Source organism: Bradyrhizobium sp. URHA0013 (assembly GCF_000518345.1).
In the GTDB taxonomy this organism is placed as follows: Bacteria; Pseudomonadota; Alphaproteobacteria; order Rhizobiales; family Xanthobacteraceae; genus Bradyrhizobium.
This window is the reverse complement of record NZ_KI912426.1, coordinates 818123-837477: the sequence shown is the minus strand read 5'-3', so window position 1 is coordinate 837477 and position 19355 is coordinate 818123. Positions and strand designations below refer to the sequence as shown.

At 64.7% G+C, this 19355-nt stretch carries 16 protein-coding genes; 15 read left to right on the top strand and 1 reads right to left on the bottom strand.

The window, feature by feature from the left end; translation table 11 throughout:
• The first annotated feature begins 214 nt into the window (after nucleotides 1–214).
• The 13 genes from oxlT (N551_RS0124495) to N551_RS0124435 all read left to right on the top strand — a co-directional run bounded on the left by oxlT (N551_RS0124495) (nucleotide 215) and on the right by N551_RS0124435 (nucleotide 16197).
• Nucleotides 215–1501 (top strand): oxalate/formate MFS antiporter, encoded by a 1287-nt coding sequence (gene oxlT / locus N551_RS0124495; RefSeq protein WP_027569143.1) that lies wholly within the window; start codon nucleotides 215–217, stop codon nucleotides 1499–1501.
• A gap of 260 nt (nucleotides 1502–1761) precedes the next feature.
• Nucleotides 1762–3084, top strand: coding sequence for an oxalate/formate MFS antiporter (gene oxlT, locus N551_RS0124490; RefSeq protein ID WP_027569142.1), 1323 nt, complete (start codon nucleotides 1762–1764; stop codon nucleotides 3082–3084).
• Between the two features lie 174 nt (nucleotides 3085–3258).
• Nucleotides 3259–3684 (top strand): CBS domain-containing protein, encoded by a 426-nt coding sequence (locus tag N551_RS0124485; protein WP_027569141.1) that lies wholly within the window; start codon nucleotides 3259–3261, stop codon nucleotides 3682–3684.
• A 103-nt stretch (nucleotides 3685–3787) separates the two neighbouring features.
• Nucleotides 3788–4807 (top strand): 2-dehydropantoate 2-reductase, encoded by a 1020-nt coding sequence (locus tag N551_RS0124480; RefSeq protein ID WP_027569140.1) that lies wholly within the window; start codon nucleotides 3788–3790, stop codon nucleotides 4805–4807.
• A complete protein-coding gene (locus N551_RS0124475; protein ID WP_035962185.1) occupies nucleotides 4807–5592 on the top strand; it encodes a fumarylacetoacetate hydrolase family protein in 786 nt (261 codons plus the stop codon). Before N551_RS0124480 ends, N551_RS0124475 begins: the two co-directional genes overlap by 1 nt.
• A 282-nt stretch (nucleotides 5593–5874) precedes the next feature.
• Nucleotides 5875–7266, top strand: a complete 1392-nt coding sequence (locus N551_RS36220; protein WP_245287844.1) for a hypothetical protein — start codon at nucleotides 5875–5877, stop codon at nucleotides 7264–7266.
• A 33-nt stretch (nucleotides 7267–7299) separates the two neighbouring features.
• Nucleotides 7300–8058, top strand: a complete 759-nt coding sequence (locus N551_RS0124465; protein ID WP_027569138.1) for a hypothetical protein — start codon at nucleotides 7300–7302, stop codon at nucleotides 8056–8058.
• 170 nt (nucleotides 8059–8228) lie between these two features.
• Complete coding sequence (locus N551_RS0124460; protein ID WP_007608336.1) at nucleotides 8229–8429, top strand: hypothetical protein; 201 nt, start codon at nucleotides 8229–8231, stop codon at nucleotides 8427–8429.
• 67 nt (nucleotides 8430–8496) lie between these two features.
• Complete coding sequence (locus tag N551_RS0124455; protein ID WP_027569137.1) at nucleotides 8497–9147, top strand: hypothetical protein; 651 nt, start codon at nucleotides 8497–8499, stop codon at nucleotides 9145–9147.
• 917 nt (nucleotides 9148–10064) lie between these two features.
• The gene (locus N551_RS0124450; RefSeq protein WP_007593350.1) at nucleotides 10065–11060 is read left to right on the top strand and encodes a nitronate monooxygenase family protein; all 996 of its coding nucleotides are present in this window, start codon (nucleotides 10065–10067) and stop codon (nucleotides 11058–11060) included.
• A 25-nt stretch (nucleotides 11061–11085) separates the two neighbouring features.
• On the top strand, nucleotides 11086–12057 hold the full coding sequence (locus N551_RS0124445; protein WP_027569136.1) for a zinc-binding dehydrogenase: 972 nt from the start codon (nucleotides 11086–11088) through the stop codon (nucleotides 12055–12057).
• Nucleotides 12058–12266: 209 nt separating this feature from the next.
• Nucleotides 12267–13640, top strand: coding sequence for a cation-efflux pump (locus N551_RS0124440; protein WP_027569135.1), 1374 nt, complete (start codon nucleotides 12267–12269; stop codon nucleotides 13638–13640).
• Nucleotides 13641–13866: 226 nt separating this feature from the next.
• Nucleotides 13867–16197 (top strand): PAS domain-containing sensor histidine kinase, encoded by a 2331-nt coding sequence (locus N551_RS0124435; protein WP_027569134.1) that lies wholly within the window; start codon nucleotides 13867–13869, stop codon nucleotides 16195–16197.
• Nucleotides 16198–16200: 3 nt separating this feature from the next.
• On the opposite strand, the gene N551_RS0124430 is transcribed toward N551_RS0124435, so the two are convergent.
• Nucleotides 16201–17094 carry a LysR family transcriptional regulator gene (locus N551_RS0124430; RefSeq protein ID WP_027569133.1) on the bottom strand — a complete coding sequence of 298 codons (894 nt, stop codon included), beginning with the start codon at nucleotides 17092–17094 and terminating at the stop codon, nucleotides 16201–16203.
• Between the two features lie 223 nt (nucleotides 17095–17317).
• Between N551_RS0124430 and N551_RS0124425 the strand changes: the two genes are divergently transcribed.
• Both N551_RS0124425 and N551_RS0124420 read left to right on the top strand, forming a co-directional pair.
• Nucleotides 17318–17794 carry a formate dehydrogenase subunit gamma gene (locus tag N551_RS0124425; protein WP_027569132.1) on the top strand — a complete coding sequence of 159 codons (477 nt, stop codon included), beginning with the start codon at nucleotides 17318–17320 and terminating at the stop codon, nucleotides 17792–17794.
• Nucleotides 17791–19347 carry an NADH-quinone oxidoreductase subunit NuoF gene (locus tag N551_RS0124420; RefSeq protein ID WP_027569131.1) on the top strand — a complete coding sequence of 519 codons (1557 nt, stop codon included), beginning with the start codon at nucleotides 17791–17793 and terminating at the stop codon, nucleotides 19345–19347. Before N551_RS0124425 ends, N551_RS0124420 begins: the two co-directional genes overlap by 4 nt.
• Nucleotides 19348–19355: the final 8 nt, after the last annotated feature.

Genomic DNA, 19355 nt, shown 5'->3' with positions numbered 1-19355 from the left:
ACGGTTCTAGATCAGTCCGCATACTACTTTTGATGAATGGCCCCGGATGACGGGGCCATTTCTACTTGTGCTGTCCTGAGTCACAGCCGCAACCGGGCAAGGTCCTGCGGCATTTGCGCACGGTGACCGGACCAGCGCTTGAAGCTTGGCATAATGCATACAAGAATGCCGTTCCAGCGCTCGCAGAAAAATGAGAGGCGCCACGGGAGGCTTTATGACGGACATGGTGCAAGCAACCGCCCCGACAGCCGCGCGCGTTAGCGACACGTATCGCTGGACGCAATTGGCGGTCGGTGTCGCGGCGATGGTGATGATCGCCAACTATCAATACGGCTGGACGTTCTTCGTCCCCGACATCCAGAAGAAGTTCGGCTGGGATCGCGCGTCGATCCAATGGGCCTTTACCCTGTTCGTGCTGTTCGAGACCTGGCTCGTGCCGATCGAAGGATGGTTCGTCGACAAATACGGTCCGCGCCTCGTCGTCCTGGTCGGCGGCGTGCTCTGCGCCGCCGGCTGGGCGATCAACGCGCAGGCGACCACGCTCAACGGCTACTATCTCGGCATGATCATCGCGGGCATCGGCGCCGGCGGCGTCTACGGCACCTGCGTCGGCAACGCGCTGAAGTGGTTTCCGGACAAGCGCGGTCTTGCCGCAGGCATCACGGCCGCGGGCTTCGGTGCAGGCTCTGCGCTGACCGTCGCGCCGATCCAGGCCATGATCAAGGACAGCGGTTTTCAGACCACCTTCCTCTATTTCGGCCTCGGACAAGGCATCATCATCTGCATTCTCGCCTTCTTCCTGCTGGCGCCCAAGGCAGGCCAGGTGCCCAGCGTGGTGGCGAACGCCAATCTGCAACAGACCCGCCGCAACTATCAGCCGACCGAAGTGCTGCGTCAGCCAATCTTCTGGCTGATGTACTTCATGTTCGTGATCGTCGGCGCCGGCGGCCTGATGGTGACGGCCAATTTGAAGCCGATCGCGGCCGACTGGAAGATCGACAACGTGCCGGTCACGCTGATGGCGGTGACCATGACCGCGGTGACCTTCGCGGCCACGATCGACCGCGTGCTCAACGGCCTGACGCGTCCGTTCTTCGGCTGGATCTCCGACATGATCGGCCGCGAGAACACGATGTTCATCGCCTTCGGCATGGAAGGTATCGGCATTTGGATGCTCTACCTCTGGGGCCAGGATCCGCTCTGGTTCGTGCTGCTCTCGGGCTTCGTGTTCTTCGCCTGGGGTGAGATCTACTCGTTGTTTCCCTCGACCTGCACCGATACGTTCGGCGCCAAGTTCGCGACCACCAATGCCGGCCTGCTCTACACCGCAAAGGGTACGGCCGCGCTGCTGGTCCCGATCGGCAACTACATGCAGCAGTCGTCGGGCAGTTGGGACAACGTGTTCATCATCGCAGCCGGCGCCAACATCCTGGCCTCGGCGCTGGCGATCGCGGTGCTCAAGCCCTGGCGCAAGGTGGTGGTCGCGCAATCGACTGTCTGACGCGCTCCAAAAGCGCCTTCTCGTGCAAAACGCCCGGCCTCACGGCCGGGCGTTTTCGTTTTGCGCAACGTCTTCATGAGTCCGCCGTTCCCAAACGGAACCCCGCATATTTTTGTCAGTGGCGCGCCAAGATAGGGCTTGCAATCTGGAATATGGTATACCAAGGTCCTCATCGCGCTTGCGACGATACGCCACAATATTGCGACACCAGGTCATCTTGCGACCGGTGTCGAACCAGACAGGCGCTCGGGAGGTTTTTGATGATTTCCAGCACCGATGGCGCTGTCACGGCCGCGCCTCTTCGCACAGGTTTCCGTTGGCTCCAGCTGGTCATGGGCATCGTCTGCATGGCGATGATCGCCAACCTGCAATACGGCTGGACGCTGTTCGTCGATCCGATCGATCACGCGCACCATTGGGGACGCGCCGCGATCCAACTCGCTTTCACCATCTTCGTCGTCACCGAAACCTGGCTGGTGCCGATCGAGGCCTGGTTCGTCGACAAATACGGCCCGCGCATCGTCATCATGTTCGGCGGCGTCATGATCGCACTGTCGTGGATTCTCAATTCCTATGCCGACAGCCTCACCTTGCTTTACGCGGCTGCGATCATCGGCGGCATGGGCGCGGGCGCGGTGTACGGCACCTGCGTCGGCAATGCGTTGAAATGGTTTCCCGATCGCCGGGGCCTTGCCGCCGGTGCGACCGCCGCCGGCTTCGGCGCAGGCGCTGCACTCACCGTCGTGCCGATCGCGACCATGATCGCAACGAGCGGCTATCAGCACGCGTTTCTCACCTTCGGCATCGGCCAGGGCGTGATCGTCTTCGTGCTCGCCTTCTTCATCCAGCCGCCGCGGATTTCGATCCCGCCGAAGAAGAAGCAGCTCAATCTGCCGCAGACCAAGATCGACTTTACCCCGCCCGAGGTGCTGCGCACCCCTGTTTTCTGGGTGATGTATCTCGTTTTCGTCATGGTTGCCTCCGGCGGCCTGATGACCGCAGCGCAGATCGCCCCGATCGCGCACGACTTCAAGATCGCCGACACGCCGGTCACGCTCGCCGGCTTCCAGATGGCGGCATTGACGTTCGCGATCTCGCTCGACCGCATCTTCGACGGTTTCGGACGGCCCTTCTTCGGCTTCGTCTCCGACACGATCGGCCGCGAGCACACCATGTTCATCGCCTTCGGCACCGCCGCGCTGATGCTGCTGACGCTGTCGGCCTATGGCCACGTGCCCGTCGTCTTCGTGCTCGCCACCGCGGTCTATTTCGGCGTGTTCGGGGAGATCTACTCGTTGTTCCCCGCGACCTGCGGGGACACCTTCGGCTCGAAGTTTGCAACCACCAACAACGGCATGCTCTACACGGCGAAGGGGACGGCGTCCCTGCTCGTTCCGCTCGCAAGCGTGATCTCGGCCACCTATGGCTGGAAGGCCGTGTTCGTGGTCGCAGTCGCGCTGAACGCGACGGCAGCCCTGACGGCGCTGTTCGTGATCAAGCCGATGCGCCGCTCCTTCATCCTCGGCAAGGAAGCCGAGAGCGCCAACGCCGCGACGGGGAACGCCAAGACCGAGACGGCATAACGAACACGCACCTTGCACGGATGAAAAGGGGCGCAGCGATGCGCCCCTTTCTTTTTGGCTCACGATAAATGTCAGCATTGCTGCCGCAAGAATTTTCGGATCAGCCAAACCGACGCTTGACGATTGGCATTATGTATACCACACTTGCCACATCATTCACCCAGGGAGGTTGCAATGCTGGTCGGAGACATTCTGCGCAAGAAGACACCGCGCGTTGTCACGGTGCGAATGAACGAAACGGTGGGTATCGCCGCCAAGCTGATGCGCGCCAACAACATCAGCGCACTGGTGGTGAAGGACGTGGTCCGCTCCGAGGGTAACACCGCGGTCGGCATGTTCACCGAACGCGACGTCGTGCGCGCGGTCGCTGAGCACGGCGCCAATGCCGTCAACGTCAAGGTCTCGCAGCTCGTCTCGGTGCAGCAACTCGTGTCCTGCACCTCGAGCGACACGATCGAGCACGTCCGCCATCTGATGAACCGGAATCACATCCGGCACCTGCCTGTCATCGACGATTACAGCCTCGTCTCGGTCATCAGCATGCGCGACATCGCGGCCGTCATCGACGAAGCACTCAACGGCACGCCGCAAGCAGCTTAAAGCGCCTCACTTCCCCTGCGACTACCGGTCCGGCTCGGACCCTTCCGAGCCGGACCGGATCTTTCGTCCCGAAATCCGGCTTCTGCTGCTCCGCGAGGATTCCATGAAGATCTGCATCTACGGCGCCGGCGCAATCGGTGGATATCTCGGGGTTCAGCTCGCGCGCGCGGGCGCCGACGTCAGCCTGGTCGCACGCGGCGCGCACCTTGCCGCGATGCGCGAGCGCGGCCTGACGCTGCTCGCGGGCGAGGAGAAGCACACCGTGCATCCGCGCTGCACCGACGATCCGGCCGAGCTCGGCGTGCAGGACTACATCATCATCACGCTGAAGGCGCACTCGATCACCGGCGTGATCGAGACAATGCAGCCGCTGCTCGGCCCCCACACCCGCATCGTCACCGCCGTCAACGGCATCCCCTATTGGTACTTCTACAAGCACGGCGGCCAATACGAGAATTCGACGCTGGAGAGCATCGACCCCGGCGGACGGCAGTGGCGCGAAATCGGCGCCGAGCGCGCCATCGGCTGCATCGTCTATCCCGCCACCGAGATCGAGGCGCCCGGCGTGATCCGTCACGTCTACGGCAACAACTTTCCGCTCGGCGAGCCCTCCGGCGAGACCACCTCGGACGTGCAACGCCTCGCCGATCTCTTCGTCGCAGCCGGGCTGAAAGCGCCGGTGCTCGACCGCATCCGCGACGAGATCTGGCTCAAGCTGTGGGGCAATGTCTGCTTCAACCCGATCAGCGCACTCACCCATGCAACACTCGACGTGATCTGCACCGATCCGGCGACCCGCGCGCTGTCGCGCGCGATCATGATGGAGACGCAAGGCATCGCCGAGACGTTCGGGGTCAAATTCCGCGTCGACGTCGAGCGCCGCATCGAAGGCGCCCGCAAGGTCGGCGCGCACAAGACCTCGATGCTCCAGGATCTCGAGCGCGGCCGTCCGATGGAGATCGACCCGCTCGTCACCGTCGTGCAGGAGATGGGCCGCCTCACCGGCATCGCCACCCCCGCGCTCGATTCAGTGCTGGCGATGGTGACCCAGCGCGCCCGCATCGCCGGTCTCTACGACGGCATCTCGACACGATCGGATCCGCGCGCACTGGCGGTGGCGTGATGGCTGGCGAGGTCAAACAATGGCTCCGCTTCCGCAATAGCGGTGCGACCGGGTTCGGCACGCTGAATTCGTCAGGCATCAGCGTGCACGAGGGCGAGATGTTCGGCCGCCATGCGGCCACCGGCAGGACGCTGGCGCTGTCGGAGGTCGAACTGCTCGCGCCCTGCGCGCCCAGCAAGATCGTCGCGCTCTGGAACAATTTTCACGCGCTCGCGGCCAAGCTCAACCAGCCCGAGCCGCCGGAGCCGCTCTACCTCCTGAAGGCCACCACCAGCATTACGACGCCCGGCGCGGTGATCCGCCGTCCCTCTTATTACGACGGCAAGACCACGTATGAAGGCGAGCTCGGCATCGTCATCGGCAAGACCTGCGCCCGGGTGTCGCCGGCGGACGCGGACAGCTTCATCTTCGGGTACACCTGCGTCAACGACATCACTGCCAACGACATCCTGACCAGCGATCCCACTTTCCCGCAATGGGCGCGGGCCAAGGGCATCGACGATTACGGCCCGTTCGGCCCCGTCATCGCCACCGGTCTCGATCCGGCAAAGCTGGTGGTCCGCACCATCCTCAACGGCGCGGAGCGGCAGAACTATCTGATATCGGACATGATCTTCTCCGCGCAGGAGCTGGTCAGCAGGATCTCGCACGACATGACCCTGCTCCCCGGCGACCTCATTGCCGTCGGCACCTCGGTCGGCGTCGGCGTGATGAAAGAGCCGGTGAACATCGTGACCGTCGCGATCGACAGCATCGGCGAGCTGACCAACGAGTTTCGGCTGTAGCCACCAACGCGGTGCGGTAGCCCGGATGGAGCGAAGCGAACTCCGGGGCTGGCACTCAAGGCTTGCAGAACCCGGCTTGCGCTTCGCTCCATCCAGGCTACGGACACTTCGTCCAAGCTCGGGAAATCCCGGCAACCAACTTCTCCTCCACCGATCGGCTGACGCATTCAGCCGTGGATCGTGCGACCGGACCTATCCGGCAAGCCCGCGCCGCCCTTGATCTCGGTTCCGCTCTCCAATAGCAATTATGGCGATAATGTGTGCCGGCGTGAGGAAGTCACGATGTGGCTGTTTTTCCTGGTTGCCTGGTTTGTTCTGCTCACCGCCATCGCGATCTTCGCCCAGCAGGCGCTCGGTTACGATGTCGGCCACCTGCCTGCCTGGTTCGGAGGCCTGCCTGTCCCGCAGCGGTTTGCGACCGGCGCGATCCTGGCTCTGGTGCTGGCACTGATCGGCGCCTCCGCCTGGCGGCTCTCGCGCCAGGACCGGCGCCTCGACACATTGCGCGACCGCCTCAAGAAGACCCGCGAGGACGTCGTCGTCGCTCATGCCCTGCAGAACCACCTCGACGCTACCGTCCAGCATCTGATCGAGAGCGATCCCCGGGAGGCCGTCTCCGCCCTCCATGACAAGCTGGGCGAGACCGAGCAGCGCGCCCTGCTGCAGCGGGGCCGCAACGAATCTACCGACATGCACGACCAGCTCGCCGAAATCCGCCGCCGCCAGCAGGAACTGCGCGACATGGTGGGCAAGGTCGCCGAGCAGCGCCGCGCGGTCGAGCCGGTTTTCACCGAGATCCGCGACCGCCAGAACCAGCTCGAACGCTCGCTGCACGACCTCGAGACCGACGACCGCAAGAACAATCTCGCCGACCGGCTCAAGGACATCGCGCGCGACGTATCGACGTTGCTATCCCGGGTCGGCACGGTCCAGGGCACCTTTGCGACCCTGAACCAGTACAAGGAAGATCTGGCGAAGTCCCACGCCGAGCTGGTGCCGCTGCGCGCCTCGGACGCCGGCCTCAATGCCTTGATTGGCGAGCTGGGCCTTAGCCATGAGCGCCTCGTCAAGAGCGTCGACGAGCTCGAAACCGTCGGCGAAGCGCCGCTTGGCACCCGCGTCGAGACGCTGTCGAAGAACAAGGTCGAGATCGAGCAGCGCCTGGCCCGCATCGACGACAGCTTCCACATCCTGAAAGGGATCGGGCTCGACTTCGAAGAACTCGGCCAGCGTCGGGCCCAGCTCGAACGCTCGCTCGCCGGTGTCGAGATCGACGCCGAGGGCAAGACGCTTGCCGACCGCCAGAATGCGCTGAACGATTTTGTTCTCCAGTCGCGCCAGCGCCTCGGCGCCTTACAGGAAACGCTGGCGACGCTGAACGCCTTCAAGACGGAGCTGTCGAAGTCGCAGGCTGACCTCGTCCCACTGAAGGCGCCCGTGTTCGGAATCGAGGCCATGATCGCGGACGTCGGCACGACGCGCGACCTCCTCGCCAAAACCGTCGGCGAGATCGAGGCGAGCGGCGACGTCAGCCTCGCCTCGCGCGTCGACGCGCTGACCAAGAGCAAGCGCGAGGTCGAGGACCGCCTCGCCCGCATCTTCGACAATTTCAACGCGCTCGACGGCCTGCGAAAGACATCGGCGGCATCTTCTCGACCATCAGGAACAGCCTGAACCGGATCGGGTGAAGGCACCCGATCCTTCGGGATGGTTCGAACCGCGATCCCCATCCGCGCGACCAATCCGGACATGCGCTTGATCCTCGGCCTCTTCTCCGCCCTGCTCGGCGCGCTCGCCGGCTGGTCCGCCCTTGCCGCACTGGTGATCGCGCTGGCCGGGCCAGACCGCGATGGCGGCATCGCCATGGGCGCCTTCTTCGACATCGGTCCGATCGGCGGTGTGGTTGGCCTGATCGCCGGCATCTGGCTGTTCGTGCGCTTCGGCCTGGTCCGGAACGCAACGCCACAGCCGCCCACGGAAACCTCCGACACTACGCCTCACCGCACCACGCAGCTCTCTGCGCCCTTTGCTCTGACCGTTCTGCTCATCGCGGCAATCCTTGGCTATTGGGGCTGGTACGAACTCATCCGCTCGCCCTATCTCAGTCACGGCTACATGACGCTCCACATCGAGTTTCGCCTTCCCGCCGGCATGACGCTGCCGGACAAGGCGGAGGATGTGCACATCGAGGTCGAGGAAGCGACAGGTTATGCCAATGCCAATTTGCCTCCGAACTGGCGCGCGCATGAAGGCGAGCGCAAAGCGATCATTGCCTCCACATCGTTGACGTACAAAACGCGTCACCGCGCCGTCAGCCTGACGCTTCCGGGTTCGCCGACGCAGAGCTGGCCGATCGATCTCCCCTCCGATCCTGATCCCACCCCTGGCTTTTCACCCTGGCGCGCGGCGGGCGATGCGTCACCCGCGAAGATCGAGATGCATTTCCGCCTCAGCGCCGATCACTGACCAACGAGCGGCGCGAAGGCGAACATTCAGACACATCACGTCTCCGCGCGCCCGGCAGATGCCGCCAACATGTCGCGCGGATGCCGCACTGTGGACGCATTCGGCCGCCCTTCTGTGAGGCGTGTCTGGGGGCACGGCGGTGCCGTCTTTGGACCAAACCTTCTAGGGGTATGACTGTGAAGAAGATTGTATTTGTCGTGGGTGCTACGCTTGCTCTGGTGACGGTTGCGAATGCTGCGGATCTGCCGCGCCGCCAGCCCGTTCCCGTCTATTCCGAGCAGGCGCCGATCGGCAAGATGCCGATTGGCAAGAGCCCGGTTGGAAAGGCCCCGATCGGCAAGGCGCCCGGCCCCGTCGCCGCGCGCTACTGACGCGCAGCGAAATACGCAGAAGCAAGCGTAGACTCTGCGTGAGTGGCCGACATTCGAGGGGCATAGCGTGACGAACAAACCTGATCGATCGGGACCCTGCATCCTTGCGGGATTCGCGCTCGCGGCCATGCTCGCGTGCACGACACCCTCGGCCTCGGCCCACGAAGCGAACAAGCGCGTTGCTGACGCAAACGCGCTTGCCACGACCGACGCCGTATCACGGCCGGCGCCGCAAACGACGCGGCGCGCAGTCGCGCGCGCGGAGAAAGGCCCGTACTACGTCGATTTCCGAGCCCGCACGGCCGCGAGCTGGGGTCACGCCTTCGTCTGGTACGGCAAGACCAGCGAGCGCGCCGTCGAAGTGGCAGGGCTCACGCCGGCCGGCGACACTTGGGCCTATGTGCTCGGTCACCTCACCTGGGTGCCGGCGGAGACCGGCGCGAGCTACGGCGATCTAGACCCCGATTACCTGACCGCGAACTACCGCGTCTATTTGAACGAAGCGGACGCCAAGCGCGTGTTTGCCTATATCAAGAAATTGCAGGCGAGCTCGCCGGTCTGGAATGCCGAGACCACCAATTGCACCGGCTTCATCGGCGACATCGCCGAGTACATGGGATTGAAGGTCCCCAACCGCTGGCAGCGCCCGGAAAACTTCGTCAACAGCCTCAAGGAAATGAACGGCGGCCGCCAGATGGTGCGGCTGTCGGCGGAGTAGCTGAAGCCGTCTTGCCCGTCGGGCAAAACACCCGCGCAAATTCCCGCGTCGCGTGTCAATCCCGGCTCGCCAAAATATTCTACTTTATCGAAATTCGGATTTGTCGTACGTGAGCGATACCCTGACCCGGGACAAGGGGCGGATCGCGATCGTCACGAACCGCGGGTTGGGCAGCGATGGACGCGACGGCGTCGGGCGCGGCGAGCCTTGCAGGGCGGGAAACCGTGAGCAAAGGCTTTCGCGTCTACGACACGGCGCCGACAGCGTCTTCGCATGGTTTCGGGTGCGAGCACACGCCAGCTCCCGAAGTCCCAGCGAGGACGTGCGCGGACGAACAAGTCGTGTGGTCCTGACGCCCGGGGTCTGTGCGTCAAGTCCTGTGGTAATGTGGCGGTCCAACCGGGGCGCGCGCATCAGTCATCTGCGGGGCGACGGGGGCAATAGTGCATCGCTCCCCGGGGAGAGCACGAAGGACACGTTAAAACCATCGCGCAGGGAAGGCCGGGCGATCCGGCGAACCTGTGGTCCACCCCGTGTGCATTTCTATCGTGCACGGATCTGCGGGTGCCAGCCGGCGCTCGGCCTTCCCTGCGCCCTTGTTACGACGAGGGCGATGCGATCGGGCAAAGCTCGGGCGAATGCGCCGCGAGAGGGCGGAGGCGTGCCTTGCGAGAAAATGCAAGTTGATGGTCTCCGAAAGCTCCTCATCCTCCCTCGGTGTTGAAGCAGCGGCGCACAAAAACCCTCGCGCCACCCGGTGCTACCACCTCAATTATCCGCCTCACGGAATCCCCCCGCTCCCCGCATGATCGCCCCGCCTCCACCGCACGCCCTTCCAATAGACTTTTCCCGACCCGGGCGGCATCCTGCCGCCATCAAACGATAACAGAGCGCCACACAGGCGGAGGAAACAGACCATGCTGCAGACACGGTTCACCAAGCTCGTCGGTGTCGAGCACCCGATCGTCCAGGGCGGCATGCAATGGGTCGGGCGCGCCGAGCTGGTCGCCGCCGTCGCCAATGCCGGAGCGCTCGGCTTCATCACGGCGCTGACCCAGCCGACACCGGAGGACCTCAGGAAGGAGATCGCCCGCTGCCGCGATCTCACCGACAAGCCGTTTGGCGTCAACCTCACCATCCTGCCCGCGATCAAGCCGCCGCCTTATGCCGAATATCGCGCCGCTATCATCGAGAGCGGCATCAAGGTGGTCGAAACTGCCGGCAACAAGCCGCAGGAGCACGTCGACGAGTTCAGGAAGCACGGCGTCAAGGTCGTGCACAAATGCACCAGCGTCCGTCACGGGCTCTCGGCCGAGCGTATGGGCGTCGACGCCATCTCGATCGACGGGTTCGAATGCGCCGGTCATCCAGGCGAGGACGACACCCCCGGCCTGATCCTGATCCCGGCCGCCGCCAACAAGATCAAGATCCCGATGATCGCCTCCGGCGGCTTTGCCGACGCCCGCGGCCTCGTCGCCGCACTGGCGCTGGGCGCCGAAGGCATCAACATGGGCACGCGCTTCATGGCGACCAAAGAGAGCCCCATTCATCAGCTCATCAAGGAGAAGATCGTCGCCAATGACGAGCGCGAGACCGAGCTGATCTTCCGCACCATGCGCAACACCTCCCGCGTCGCCAGGAACGAGATCTCGACCAAGGTCGTTGCGATGGAGAAGGAAGGCGCCAAGTTCGAGGATATCCGCGAGCTCGTCGCGGGCGCCCGCGGCAAGATGGTCTACGCGACCGGCAACTCGGATGAAGGCATCTGGTCAGCGGGCCAGGTCCAGGGCCTGATCCAGGACATCCCGACCTGCGCCGAGCTGATCTCCCGCATCGTGCGCGAAGCCGAGGCCATCATCCGCAGCCGGCTCGAAGGCATGATCGTTCATCCTACAGCGCAGGCTGCGGAATAATCACTGCAAGAAGCGAGAGCAATACATGAAGGCTTATGTCTACGGCCCTGGCGGCGCTACAATTTCCGACGTCGCTCAACCAAAGCCTGAAGGCACGCAGGTGCTGGTCCGGGTCCGCGCCTGTGGACTCAATCGCGCCGACACCGGCATGCGCAAGGGCCACGCCCATGGCGCGGCCGGCGGCGCCGGCACCGTGCTCGGCATGGAATGGGCCGGCGAGGTCGCCGCACTCGGACCGGATGCCAAGGGCGTCAAGGTCGGCGACCGCATCATGGGCTCGGGCGGCGCGGCGTTTGCCGAATATACGCTGGCCGATCACGGCCGGCTGTTCCGCGCGCCCTCGAACATGAACTTCGAGGAAGCCGCCACCCTGCCCGTCGCGCTCGCGACCATGCACAACGCCGTCGTCACCATCGGCGGCGTGCAGCCCGGGCAGGCCGTGCTGATCCAGGGCGCAAGCTCCGGCGTCGGCCTGATGGCGATGCAGATTGCGAAGCTCAAGGGCGGGAGACTCGTGATCGGCTCCTCGACCGATGCCGCCCGCCGCGGCCGACTGAAGGAGTATGGCGCCGACCTCGCGGTCGACTCCTCCGACCCCTCATGGATCGACGAGGTGCTGAAGGCGACGAACGGCGAAGGTGTCGACCTCATCGTCGACCAGGTCTCGGGCAAGGTCGCCAACCAGAACCTCGCGGCGACCAAGGTCAAGGGTCGAATCGTCAATGTCGGCCGGCTCGGCGGCACCCATGCCGATTTCAACTTCGACCTGCACGCGGCCCGCCGCATCGACTATGTCGGCGTCACCTTCCGCACCCGCACCATCGAGGAGGTCCGCGAGATCTTCGACGAGGTCAAGAAGGACATCTGGGGCGCGGTCGAGTCGCGAAAACTGCAGCTGTCGATCGACAAGGTGTTTGCCTTCGACGACATCGACAAGGCATTCGAGCACATGGAGGCCAACAAGCATCTCGGCAAGATCGTCGTGACGGTGCCGTAACATTCCTGAGGCCAAAGACCTAGGTCTAGTAGGGTGGGCAAAGCGAAGCGTGCCCACCATGCGTCAGCGTCCCCGAAAGATGGTGGGCGCGGCGCTCCGCGCCGTTGCCCACCCTACCAAACCGGGGGATCCCGCTCCTGCAACTCACTAGCGTCTACGCCTGTGGATCGTCGCTTGATGTTCACCTGTGGCCTGCTAAATCCCCCGCCATGAGCTCCCAACACAACAAGACCTCGGTCGCAGCGATCTCGATCTTCGCCAGTGGCGGCATGGCGGCGGCGAAGTTTGCGGTCGGGATCGCGATCGGCTCGCTAGCGCTGATTTCCGAGGCGCTGCATTCCTCGATCGACCTGGTCGCCACCATCATCACCTGGGCGGTGGTGCGGGTGTCCGACAAGCCGGCGGATGAAGAGCATCATTACGGCCACGGCAAACTCGAAAGTGTCTCGGCATTGGGCGTGACCGCCCTGCTCTACGTGCTCGCCGGCGGAATCCTGGTCCAGTCCTACAGCCATCTCCGAGAGGGAGTTGCGCCGCCGACGATCTCCGCCGTCCCTTTCGTCGTGCTGGTGATCGACATCGCCGTCAATTTCTGGCGCGCCCGTGCCCTGCACCGTGCCGCACGGGAGACCAGGAGCCAGGCGCTCGCCGCCGATGCGCTGCATTTCGCCTCCGACGTGATGGGTTCGTTCGCCGTGATCGTGGGCCTGATCCTCGCCGGTCTCGGCTTCTGGTGGGGCGACGCGGCTGCCGCCGCCGCGGTGGCCGTGATGATCGCCCTGCTCGGCCTACGCATGGCCGGCTCGACCGTGCAGACGCTGGTGGACCGCGCCCCGGAAGGCGCGCATGAGACGGCCACGGCGGCGATCCGCAGCGTACCGGGTGTGATCGACATCGAGCGGCTCCGCGTGCGCATGGTCGGTGCCACCACGTTTATCGACACGATCGCAAAGGTGCCGCGGACTTACCCCATCGACCGGGTCGAGGACATCAAGCGCAACGCGCAAGCAGCCGTCGAGAAGGCCTTCGGCGATACTGACCTCACCTTCACCGCAGTCCCCGTGGCGCGCGACAACGAGACCGTGCGCGACCGCATCATGGTCATCGCCCACAATTCGGGCCTCGCCATCCACCACGTCACCGTGCACGATCTCGGCGCCAAGCTGATCGTCAGCATCGACCTCGAGGTCGACGCCGGGATGCAGCTCGACGCCGCCCATGAGGTCGCCAACACGCTGGAACGCAACATCCAGGAAGAGTTCGGCGCGGACGTCGAAGTCGACGTCCACATCGAGCCGCTGGAACCGGAACTGCCGTTCGGGGTCGATGCCGCGTCGGAACGGGTGCAGGCCATCGCCGCCGCCCTGACAGAGTATGCCGCCGGCGGCGAGATCCACGACATCCACAATGTCCGCGTCCGCAACACCGACGCCGGCGAAATCGTCAACTTCCACTGCCGCGCCGAGCCGTCGATGAGCGTGATCAGGGTGCACGAACATGTCGACGCGATCGAGCGCGCGTTGCGGCGCGCGTTCCCGAGCGTGAAGCGCGTCATCAGTCATGCCGAACCGCCGCGTGCGTGACAGAGAATGTGCGAGGAGTCACACGTTCTCGTTTCGGACTCGCCGCGCACGTAAGTTTGCGGACGCGCGACGCACAAACTGCGCGTTGGATAAGAATAAATTCGCGTTAACGATTCGTTGACTCTCGACAGCCCGCGAAATCTGGATTCAAATCGACCATGATTCGGAAGCGATGTGGGGCTGCTTCCAAAATCAAGTTGCAAGCAGGTTCCAGGGGGCTTTAGGCATGTCGCGTGCAGACGCCGCGAACGCGTGCGTCCAATCCGATTCGATCAAAGGATTGGCGCAATCGATCGCGAAACCTGCCTATCATCGGCTCCTGATCGCGGAGCCTGCGCTGCGCCGTGCCGTGCCGACGCTCATCATCGCGTTCCTGATCACGATCTGCCTCGGCGCGTTCGTGCAGGTCGTCGACCAGACGCGCCAGAAGCGTCTGGTGATCCGCCACGACATCTCGGCGCTCGCCGACCTGCTCGCCGAGCGCATCGACCGCCTCACCTCCGCGCGACAGGAGCGGCTGAAGAACATCGAGAGCCTGCCGGCGCTGCTGCCTGACCTCATTCCATCCTGGGGCACCGCCTCGGGCCGGCACGTCATCGTCACCTCGGCCGGACTCGACCGCCGCATCCTCGCCCGCATCCCGGTCGACAGCGATCCCTCGGGCAACGACCGCCTGCTCGACGCAATCACGACGGCGCAACTGCTGGCGGCGCCGCCGCGCGACGGCAACATCTCCGACATGACGCTGCCGAATGGCAACGCCGCGATGGCGACCTCGCGGCAGATCAAGTCGCTGCCCGGCTTCGTCACCGTGATCCAGGAGCGCAACGAGCCGATCTGGGGCTCGGACGCCGCGCTGTCGGTCACGCTGTCGGCCACCACCGGCTTCGTCGTCCTGATCCTCGGCTTCGCCTTCCACTGGCAGTCCACCCGTGCCCGCGAGGGCGACCTGATCAACGACGCCGTGCGCGGCCGGATCGACACCGCGCTCAACCGCGGCCGCTGCGGGCTGTGGGACTGGGACCTGTCGCGCGGCCGCATCTTCTGGTCACAGTCGATGTTTTCCATGCTCGGCCTCGACGGCCGCAACGAGCTCCTCACCTTCGGCGAGGTCAACGCGCTGGTGAAGTCCGACGACATCGACCTGTTCGAGATCGCCGACCAGCTCATCTCCGAGAAGATCGACCACATCGACCAGACCTTCCGCATGCAGCATGTCGACGGCCACTGGATCTGGCTGCGCGTCCGCTGCGAAAAGACCAGCGGCGCGACGGACTCCAGCGTTCACCTGATCGGGATCGCCGTCGACATCACCGAGCAGAAGAGCCTCGCCGAGCGAACTGTCGAAGCCGATTTGCGCCTGCGCGACGCGATCGAGACCATTCCCGAAGCCTTCGTGCTGTGGGACGCCAGCGACCGCCTGGTGCTCTGCAATTCGCACTTCCAGCGCCTGCACAAGCTGCCCGACAGCGCCGTCATCCCCGGCACCTCCTACGAGACCGTGCTCGAGGTCGGCCGCATGCCCGAAGTCCGCACCCGACACAACGAGACGGCGAGCCAGGGCCCCGGCGCGCGCACCTTCGAGGCGCAGCTCGACGACGGCAGCTGGTTGCACATCAGCGAGCGCCGCACCAAGGACGGCGGCTACGTCTCGGTCGGCACCGACATCACCCGCATCAAGGAGCACGAGCAGAAGCTGGTCGACAACGATCTACGCCTGCGCGCCACCGTCATCGACCTCAAGCGCTCGCAGGCAGCCCTGGAGCGCCAGGCGGGCGAACTCGCCGATCTCGCCGAGAAATATCAGCGCGAGAAGACCCGCGCCGAGGAAGCCAACCAGACCAAGTCGAAATTCCTTGCCAATATGAGCCACGAGCTGCGCACGCCGCTGAACGCGATCATCGGCTTCTCCGAGATCATGGGCTCGGGCATGTTCGGCGAGCTCGGCTCGGAGAAGTACCAGGAATACTGCCACGACATCCTGACCAGCGGGCATTACCTGCTCGAAGTCATCAACGACATCCTCGACATGTCCAAGATCGAGGCCGGCCGCATGAAACTTGACATGGAAGAGCTCGACCTCGCGCAGACTCTGGCGGAATCCCTGCGGGTCGTCACCGGCCGCGCGCAGGACAAGCACCTGACGCTCGACGCCGACATCGCGAAATCCATCTCCGTCGTCGCCGACCGCCGCGCCACCAAACAGATCATCGTCAATTTGCTCTCCAACGCCGTGAAGTTCACGCCTGACGGCGGACGCATCGTGGTGCGCAGCCGGCAGCTCGACGACAGGATCGTGCTGATGATTGCCGACACCGGCATCGGCATCGCGCCGCATTCACTGGCGCGGCTCGGCCGCCCCTTCGAGCAGGTCGAGAGCCAGCTCACCAAGACCTATCATGGCTCGGGACTGGGGCTGGCGATCGCCCGCTCGCTCGCGCAGCTCCATGGCGGCTCGATGCGGCTGCGCTCCAAGCTGGAGGTCGGCACCGTCGTGCGCGTCACCCTGCCCCGCGACGCGATCAAGTCGGCGTCAGGAATATCGGCCGCGGCCTGATTGCTACGATTGCAGCGACGGCGCGACTTCCCGCGCGACATTGACCAGCGCCGCGATCAGCGGCGTCATCGGATCACGCTGCGGGATCACCATGCCGATGCTGTAATTGACATCGGGATCGGTGATCGGGATCGAGCGCACCGTATCGGACAGGCCGAGCGTCTCGGCGAGCTTGGCCGGCATCACGCTGGCCCAGCGCCCCGTCTTCACATGCGTGAACAGCACGAGCAGCGAATTCGACGTCAAGGTCGGCGTCGCCTCGGCGCCGACCGAACGTAACGCGCGGTCGATGATGCGGCGGTTCTGCATGTCGGGCGTCAGCAGGCACAGCGGCACCTGCCCGACCTCTTTCCACGTCACCGTCTCGCGATCGCCGAACATTCCATCCGGCGCGGTGAGCAGACGATAGCTCTCGCTGTAGAGCGGGATGGTGCGCACCTTGCCGATCGGCTCGTTCTCGATATAGGTCAGCCCTGCATCCACCTCGAGATTCTCGAGCAACCCCAGCACCTCGGACGAGGTGGTGGAGCGGATACTGAAGCGCACCTCGGGGTGCCTGGCGCGGAACGGCGTCGTCAGCGCAGCGACCATGCCGAGCACGGTGGGGATCGCGGCAATACGGATCTCGCCGGAGAGCTGATGCTTCAGCCCGTTGATCTCGTCACGCATCGCGCGGGCATCGCCGACGATCCGCCGCGCCCAATCCAACGCCCGCTCGCCTTCCGGCGTAAAACCCTGGAAGCGGGAGCCGCGCTGGACCAGCATCACGCCGAGGATCTCCTCGAGCTGCTTCAGCCCGGTCGACATCGTCGGTTGCGTCACGCCGCACATTTCGGCGGCCCGGCCGAAATGCCGCTCCTTCGCCAGCGCCAGCAGCAGTTCAAGCTTGTCGAGCAACCGGTCATCCCCTCGGATTGTGTGGTGGCATAAAAGCTAGCATGCCCGCCCCCTCCCAACACGCAAAAACCGCCCGGCGGACGGCTCCAATCGCAAATTCAAATCGAGTGATTGCCGTCGCAAATCGATCTGAATCCGCAATCGCAGCATGAGACAGCTTTATTGATCTTCGAACGATTCCAAATAGTTTGAGATCAGCAGACGCTCTGGTTGAGAACGAAGAATGACAGCGGTTTTTGAACCTTGGGACGAGACGCGCGGCGCCGAGATCATCGCCGAACACAGCGAGCAGGAAGGCGCGACGCTGGTGATCCTGCACGCGCTCCAGGAGGCGTTCGGCTACGTGCCGGAGGCAGCCATTCCCATGGTGGCGCAGGCGCTCAATTTGTCCCGCGCCGAAGTGCATGGCGTGTTCACGTTCTATCATGACTTCCGCCACAAGCCGGCCGGCCGCCATGTGCTGAAGCTCTGCCGCGCGGAGGCCTGCCAGGCGGCGGGTGGCGATGCGCTGGCGACGCGTGTCGAGGCGAAGCTCGGCGTGTTGCTGGGCGGCACCACGGCCGATGATCGCGTCACGCTGGAGCCGATCTACTGCCTCGGATTGTGCGCGACCGCGCCATCCGCGATGCTCGACGGCCGACTCATCGGCCGACTCGATGAAAAGCGTATCGATGCGCTCGTTGCGGAGGCGCAGCGATGAGCATCCGTCTATATGTCTCTCGCGACGCGGGCGCGCTTGCGGTCGGCGCCGGCGAGGTCGCGCTGGCGCTGGAGCAGGCTGCTGCTAAGCGTGGCGTTGCCGTCGAGATCGTCAGGACCGGCTCGCGCGGCCTGTACTGGCTCGAGCCGCTGGTCGAGGTCGCGACACCGCAGGGCCGGATCGCGTTCGGCCCCGTGACCGAGACCGATGTGCCCTCCCTGCTCGACGCGCTCGCGAGCAACACGCCGCATCTACTGCGGCTCGGGGCCACCGACGAGATCCCCTGGCTCAAGCGCCAGACCCGCCTCACCTTCGCGCGCTGCGGCGTGATCGACCCGCGCTCGCTCGATGACTACCGCGCCCATGGCGGCTACAAGGGCCTCGAACGCGCGCTGTCGCTCGGCTCGGAAGCCATCCTCAATGAAGTGACGGCGTCCGGCCTGCGCGGCCGCGGCGGCGCAGGCTTCCCGACCGGCATAAAGTGGAAGACGGTCGCGCAGGCGAAAGCGGATCGCAAGTTCATCGTCTGCAACGCCGACGAAGGCGACAGCGGCACCTTCGCCGACCGCATGATCATGGAAGGCGATCCCTTCCTCGTCATCGAGGGCATGACGACCGCCGGCATCACCGTCGGCGCGACCAAGGGTTACATCTACATCCGCAGCGAATATCCGCACGCGGTCGAGGCGATGAACGCGGCCATCCAGGCTGCGAAGCGCGGCGGCTATCTCGGCGCGAACATCGGTGGTTCCGCGCACAGCTTCGATCTCGAGGTGCGCGTCGGCGCCGGCGCTTACGTTTGCGGCGAAGAGACCTCGCTGCTGGAAAGCCTAGAAGGCCGTCGTGGCATCGTGCGCGCAAAGCCGCCACTGCCCGCGCATCACGGCCTGTTCGGCAAGCCGACCGTCATCAACAACGTGCTGTCGTTCGCCGCCATCCCCTTCATCCTGGCCGAAGGCGCCAAGGCCTATGCCGATTTCGGCATGGGTCGCTCGCGCGGTACGATGCCGATCCAGCTCGCCGGCAACATCCGCCACGGCGGGCTGTTCGAGACTGCCTTCGGCGTGACGCTCGGCGAGCTCGTCGACGACATCGGCGGCGGCACGTTCACGGGACGCCCGATCCGCGCGGTACAGGTCGGAGGCCCCCTGGGCGCCTACTTCCCTCGCGCGCTGTTCGACACGCCGTTCGACTACGAGGCCTTCGCCGCGCGCGACGGCCTGATCGGCCACGGCGGTATCGTCGTGTTCGACGACAGCGTCGACATGCGCAAGCAGGCGCGTTTCGCCATGGAATTCTGCGCCATCGAATCCTGCGGCAAGTGCACGCCGTGCCGGATCGGCTCGACCCGCGGCGTCGAGACCATCGAGAAGATCATCAAGGGCGAGCGCGTGAGCGAAAACCTCGCACTCGTCGAAGACCTCTGCAACACCATGAAATTCGGCTCGCTCTGCGCGCTCGGCGGCTTCACGCCCTACCCCGTGCTCAGCGCACTGAGGCACTTCCGGGAGGATTTCGTCCCGGCCCCGACCACGCTTCAGGCCGCGGAATAGGAGAACGA

Excerpts from the sequence above, each read along its gene's own strand:
- N551_RS0124465 (WP_027569138.1), top strand. The coding sequence starts at position 7,300 with ATGGTTCGAACCGCGATCCCCATCCGCGCGACCAATCCGGACATGCGC.
- N551_RS0124480 (WP_027569140.1), top strand. The coding sequence starts at position 3,788 with ATGAAGATCTGCATCTACGGCGCCGGCGCAATCGGTGGATATCTCGGG.
- N551_RS0124420 (WP_027569131.1), top strand. The coding sequence starts at position 17,791 with ATGAGCATCCGTCTATATGTCTCTCGCGACGCGGGCGCGCTTGCGGTC.
- N551_RS0124445 (WP_027569136.1), top strand. The coding sequence starts at position 11,086 with ATGAAGGCTTATGTCTACGGCCCTGGCGGCGCTACAATTTCCGACGTC.
- oxlT (WP_027569142.1), top strand. The coding sequence starts at position 1,762 with ATGATTTCCAGCACCGATGGCGCTGTCACGGCCGCGCCTCTTCGCACA.
- N551_RS0124460 (WP_007608336.1), top strand. The coding sequence starts at position 8,229 with ATGACTGTGAAGAAGATTGTATTTGTCGTGGGTGCTACGCTTGCTCTG.
- oxlT (WP_027569143.1), top strand. The coding sequence starts at position 215 with ATGACGGACATGGTGCAAGCAACCGCCCCGACAGCCGCGCGCGTTAGC.
- N551_RS0124475 (WP_035962185.1), top strand. The coding sequence starts at position 4,807 with ATGGCTGGCGAGGTCAAACAATGGCTCCGCTTCCGCAATAGCGGTGCG.
- N551_RS0124450 (WP_007593350.1), top strand. The coding sequence starts at position 10,065 with ATGCTGCAGACACGGTTCACCAAGCTCGTCGGTGTCGAGCACCCGATC.
- N551_RS0124425 (WP_027569132.1), top strand. The coding sequence starts at position 17,318 with ATGACAGCGGTTTTTGAACCTTGGGACGAGACGCGCGGCGCCGAGATC.
- N551_RS0124485 (WP_027569141.1), top strand. The coding sequence starts at position 3,259 with ATGCTGGTCGGAGACATTCTGCGCAAGAAGACACCGCGCGTTGTCACG.
- N551_RS36220 (WP_245287844.1), top strand. The coding sequence starts at position 5,875 with ATGTGGCTGTTTTTCCTGGTTGCCTGGTTTGTTCTGCTCACCGCCATC.
- N551_RS0124440 (WP_027569135.1), top strand. The coding sequence starts at position 12,267 with ATGAGCTCCCAACACAACAAGACCTCGGTCGCAGCGATCTCGATCTTC.
- N551_RS0124435 (WP_027569134.1), top strand. The coding sequence starts at position 13,867 with ATGTCGCGTGCAGACGCCGCGAACGCGTGCGTCCAATCCGATTCGATC.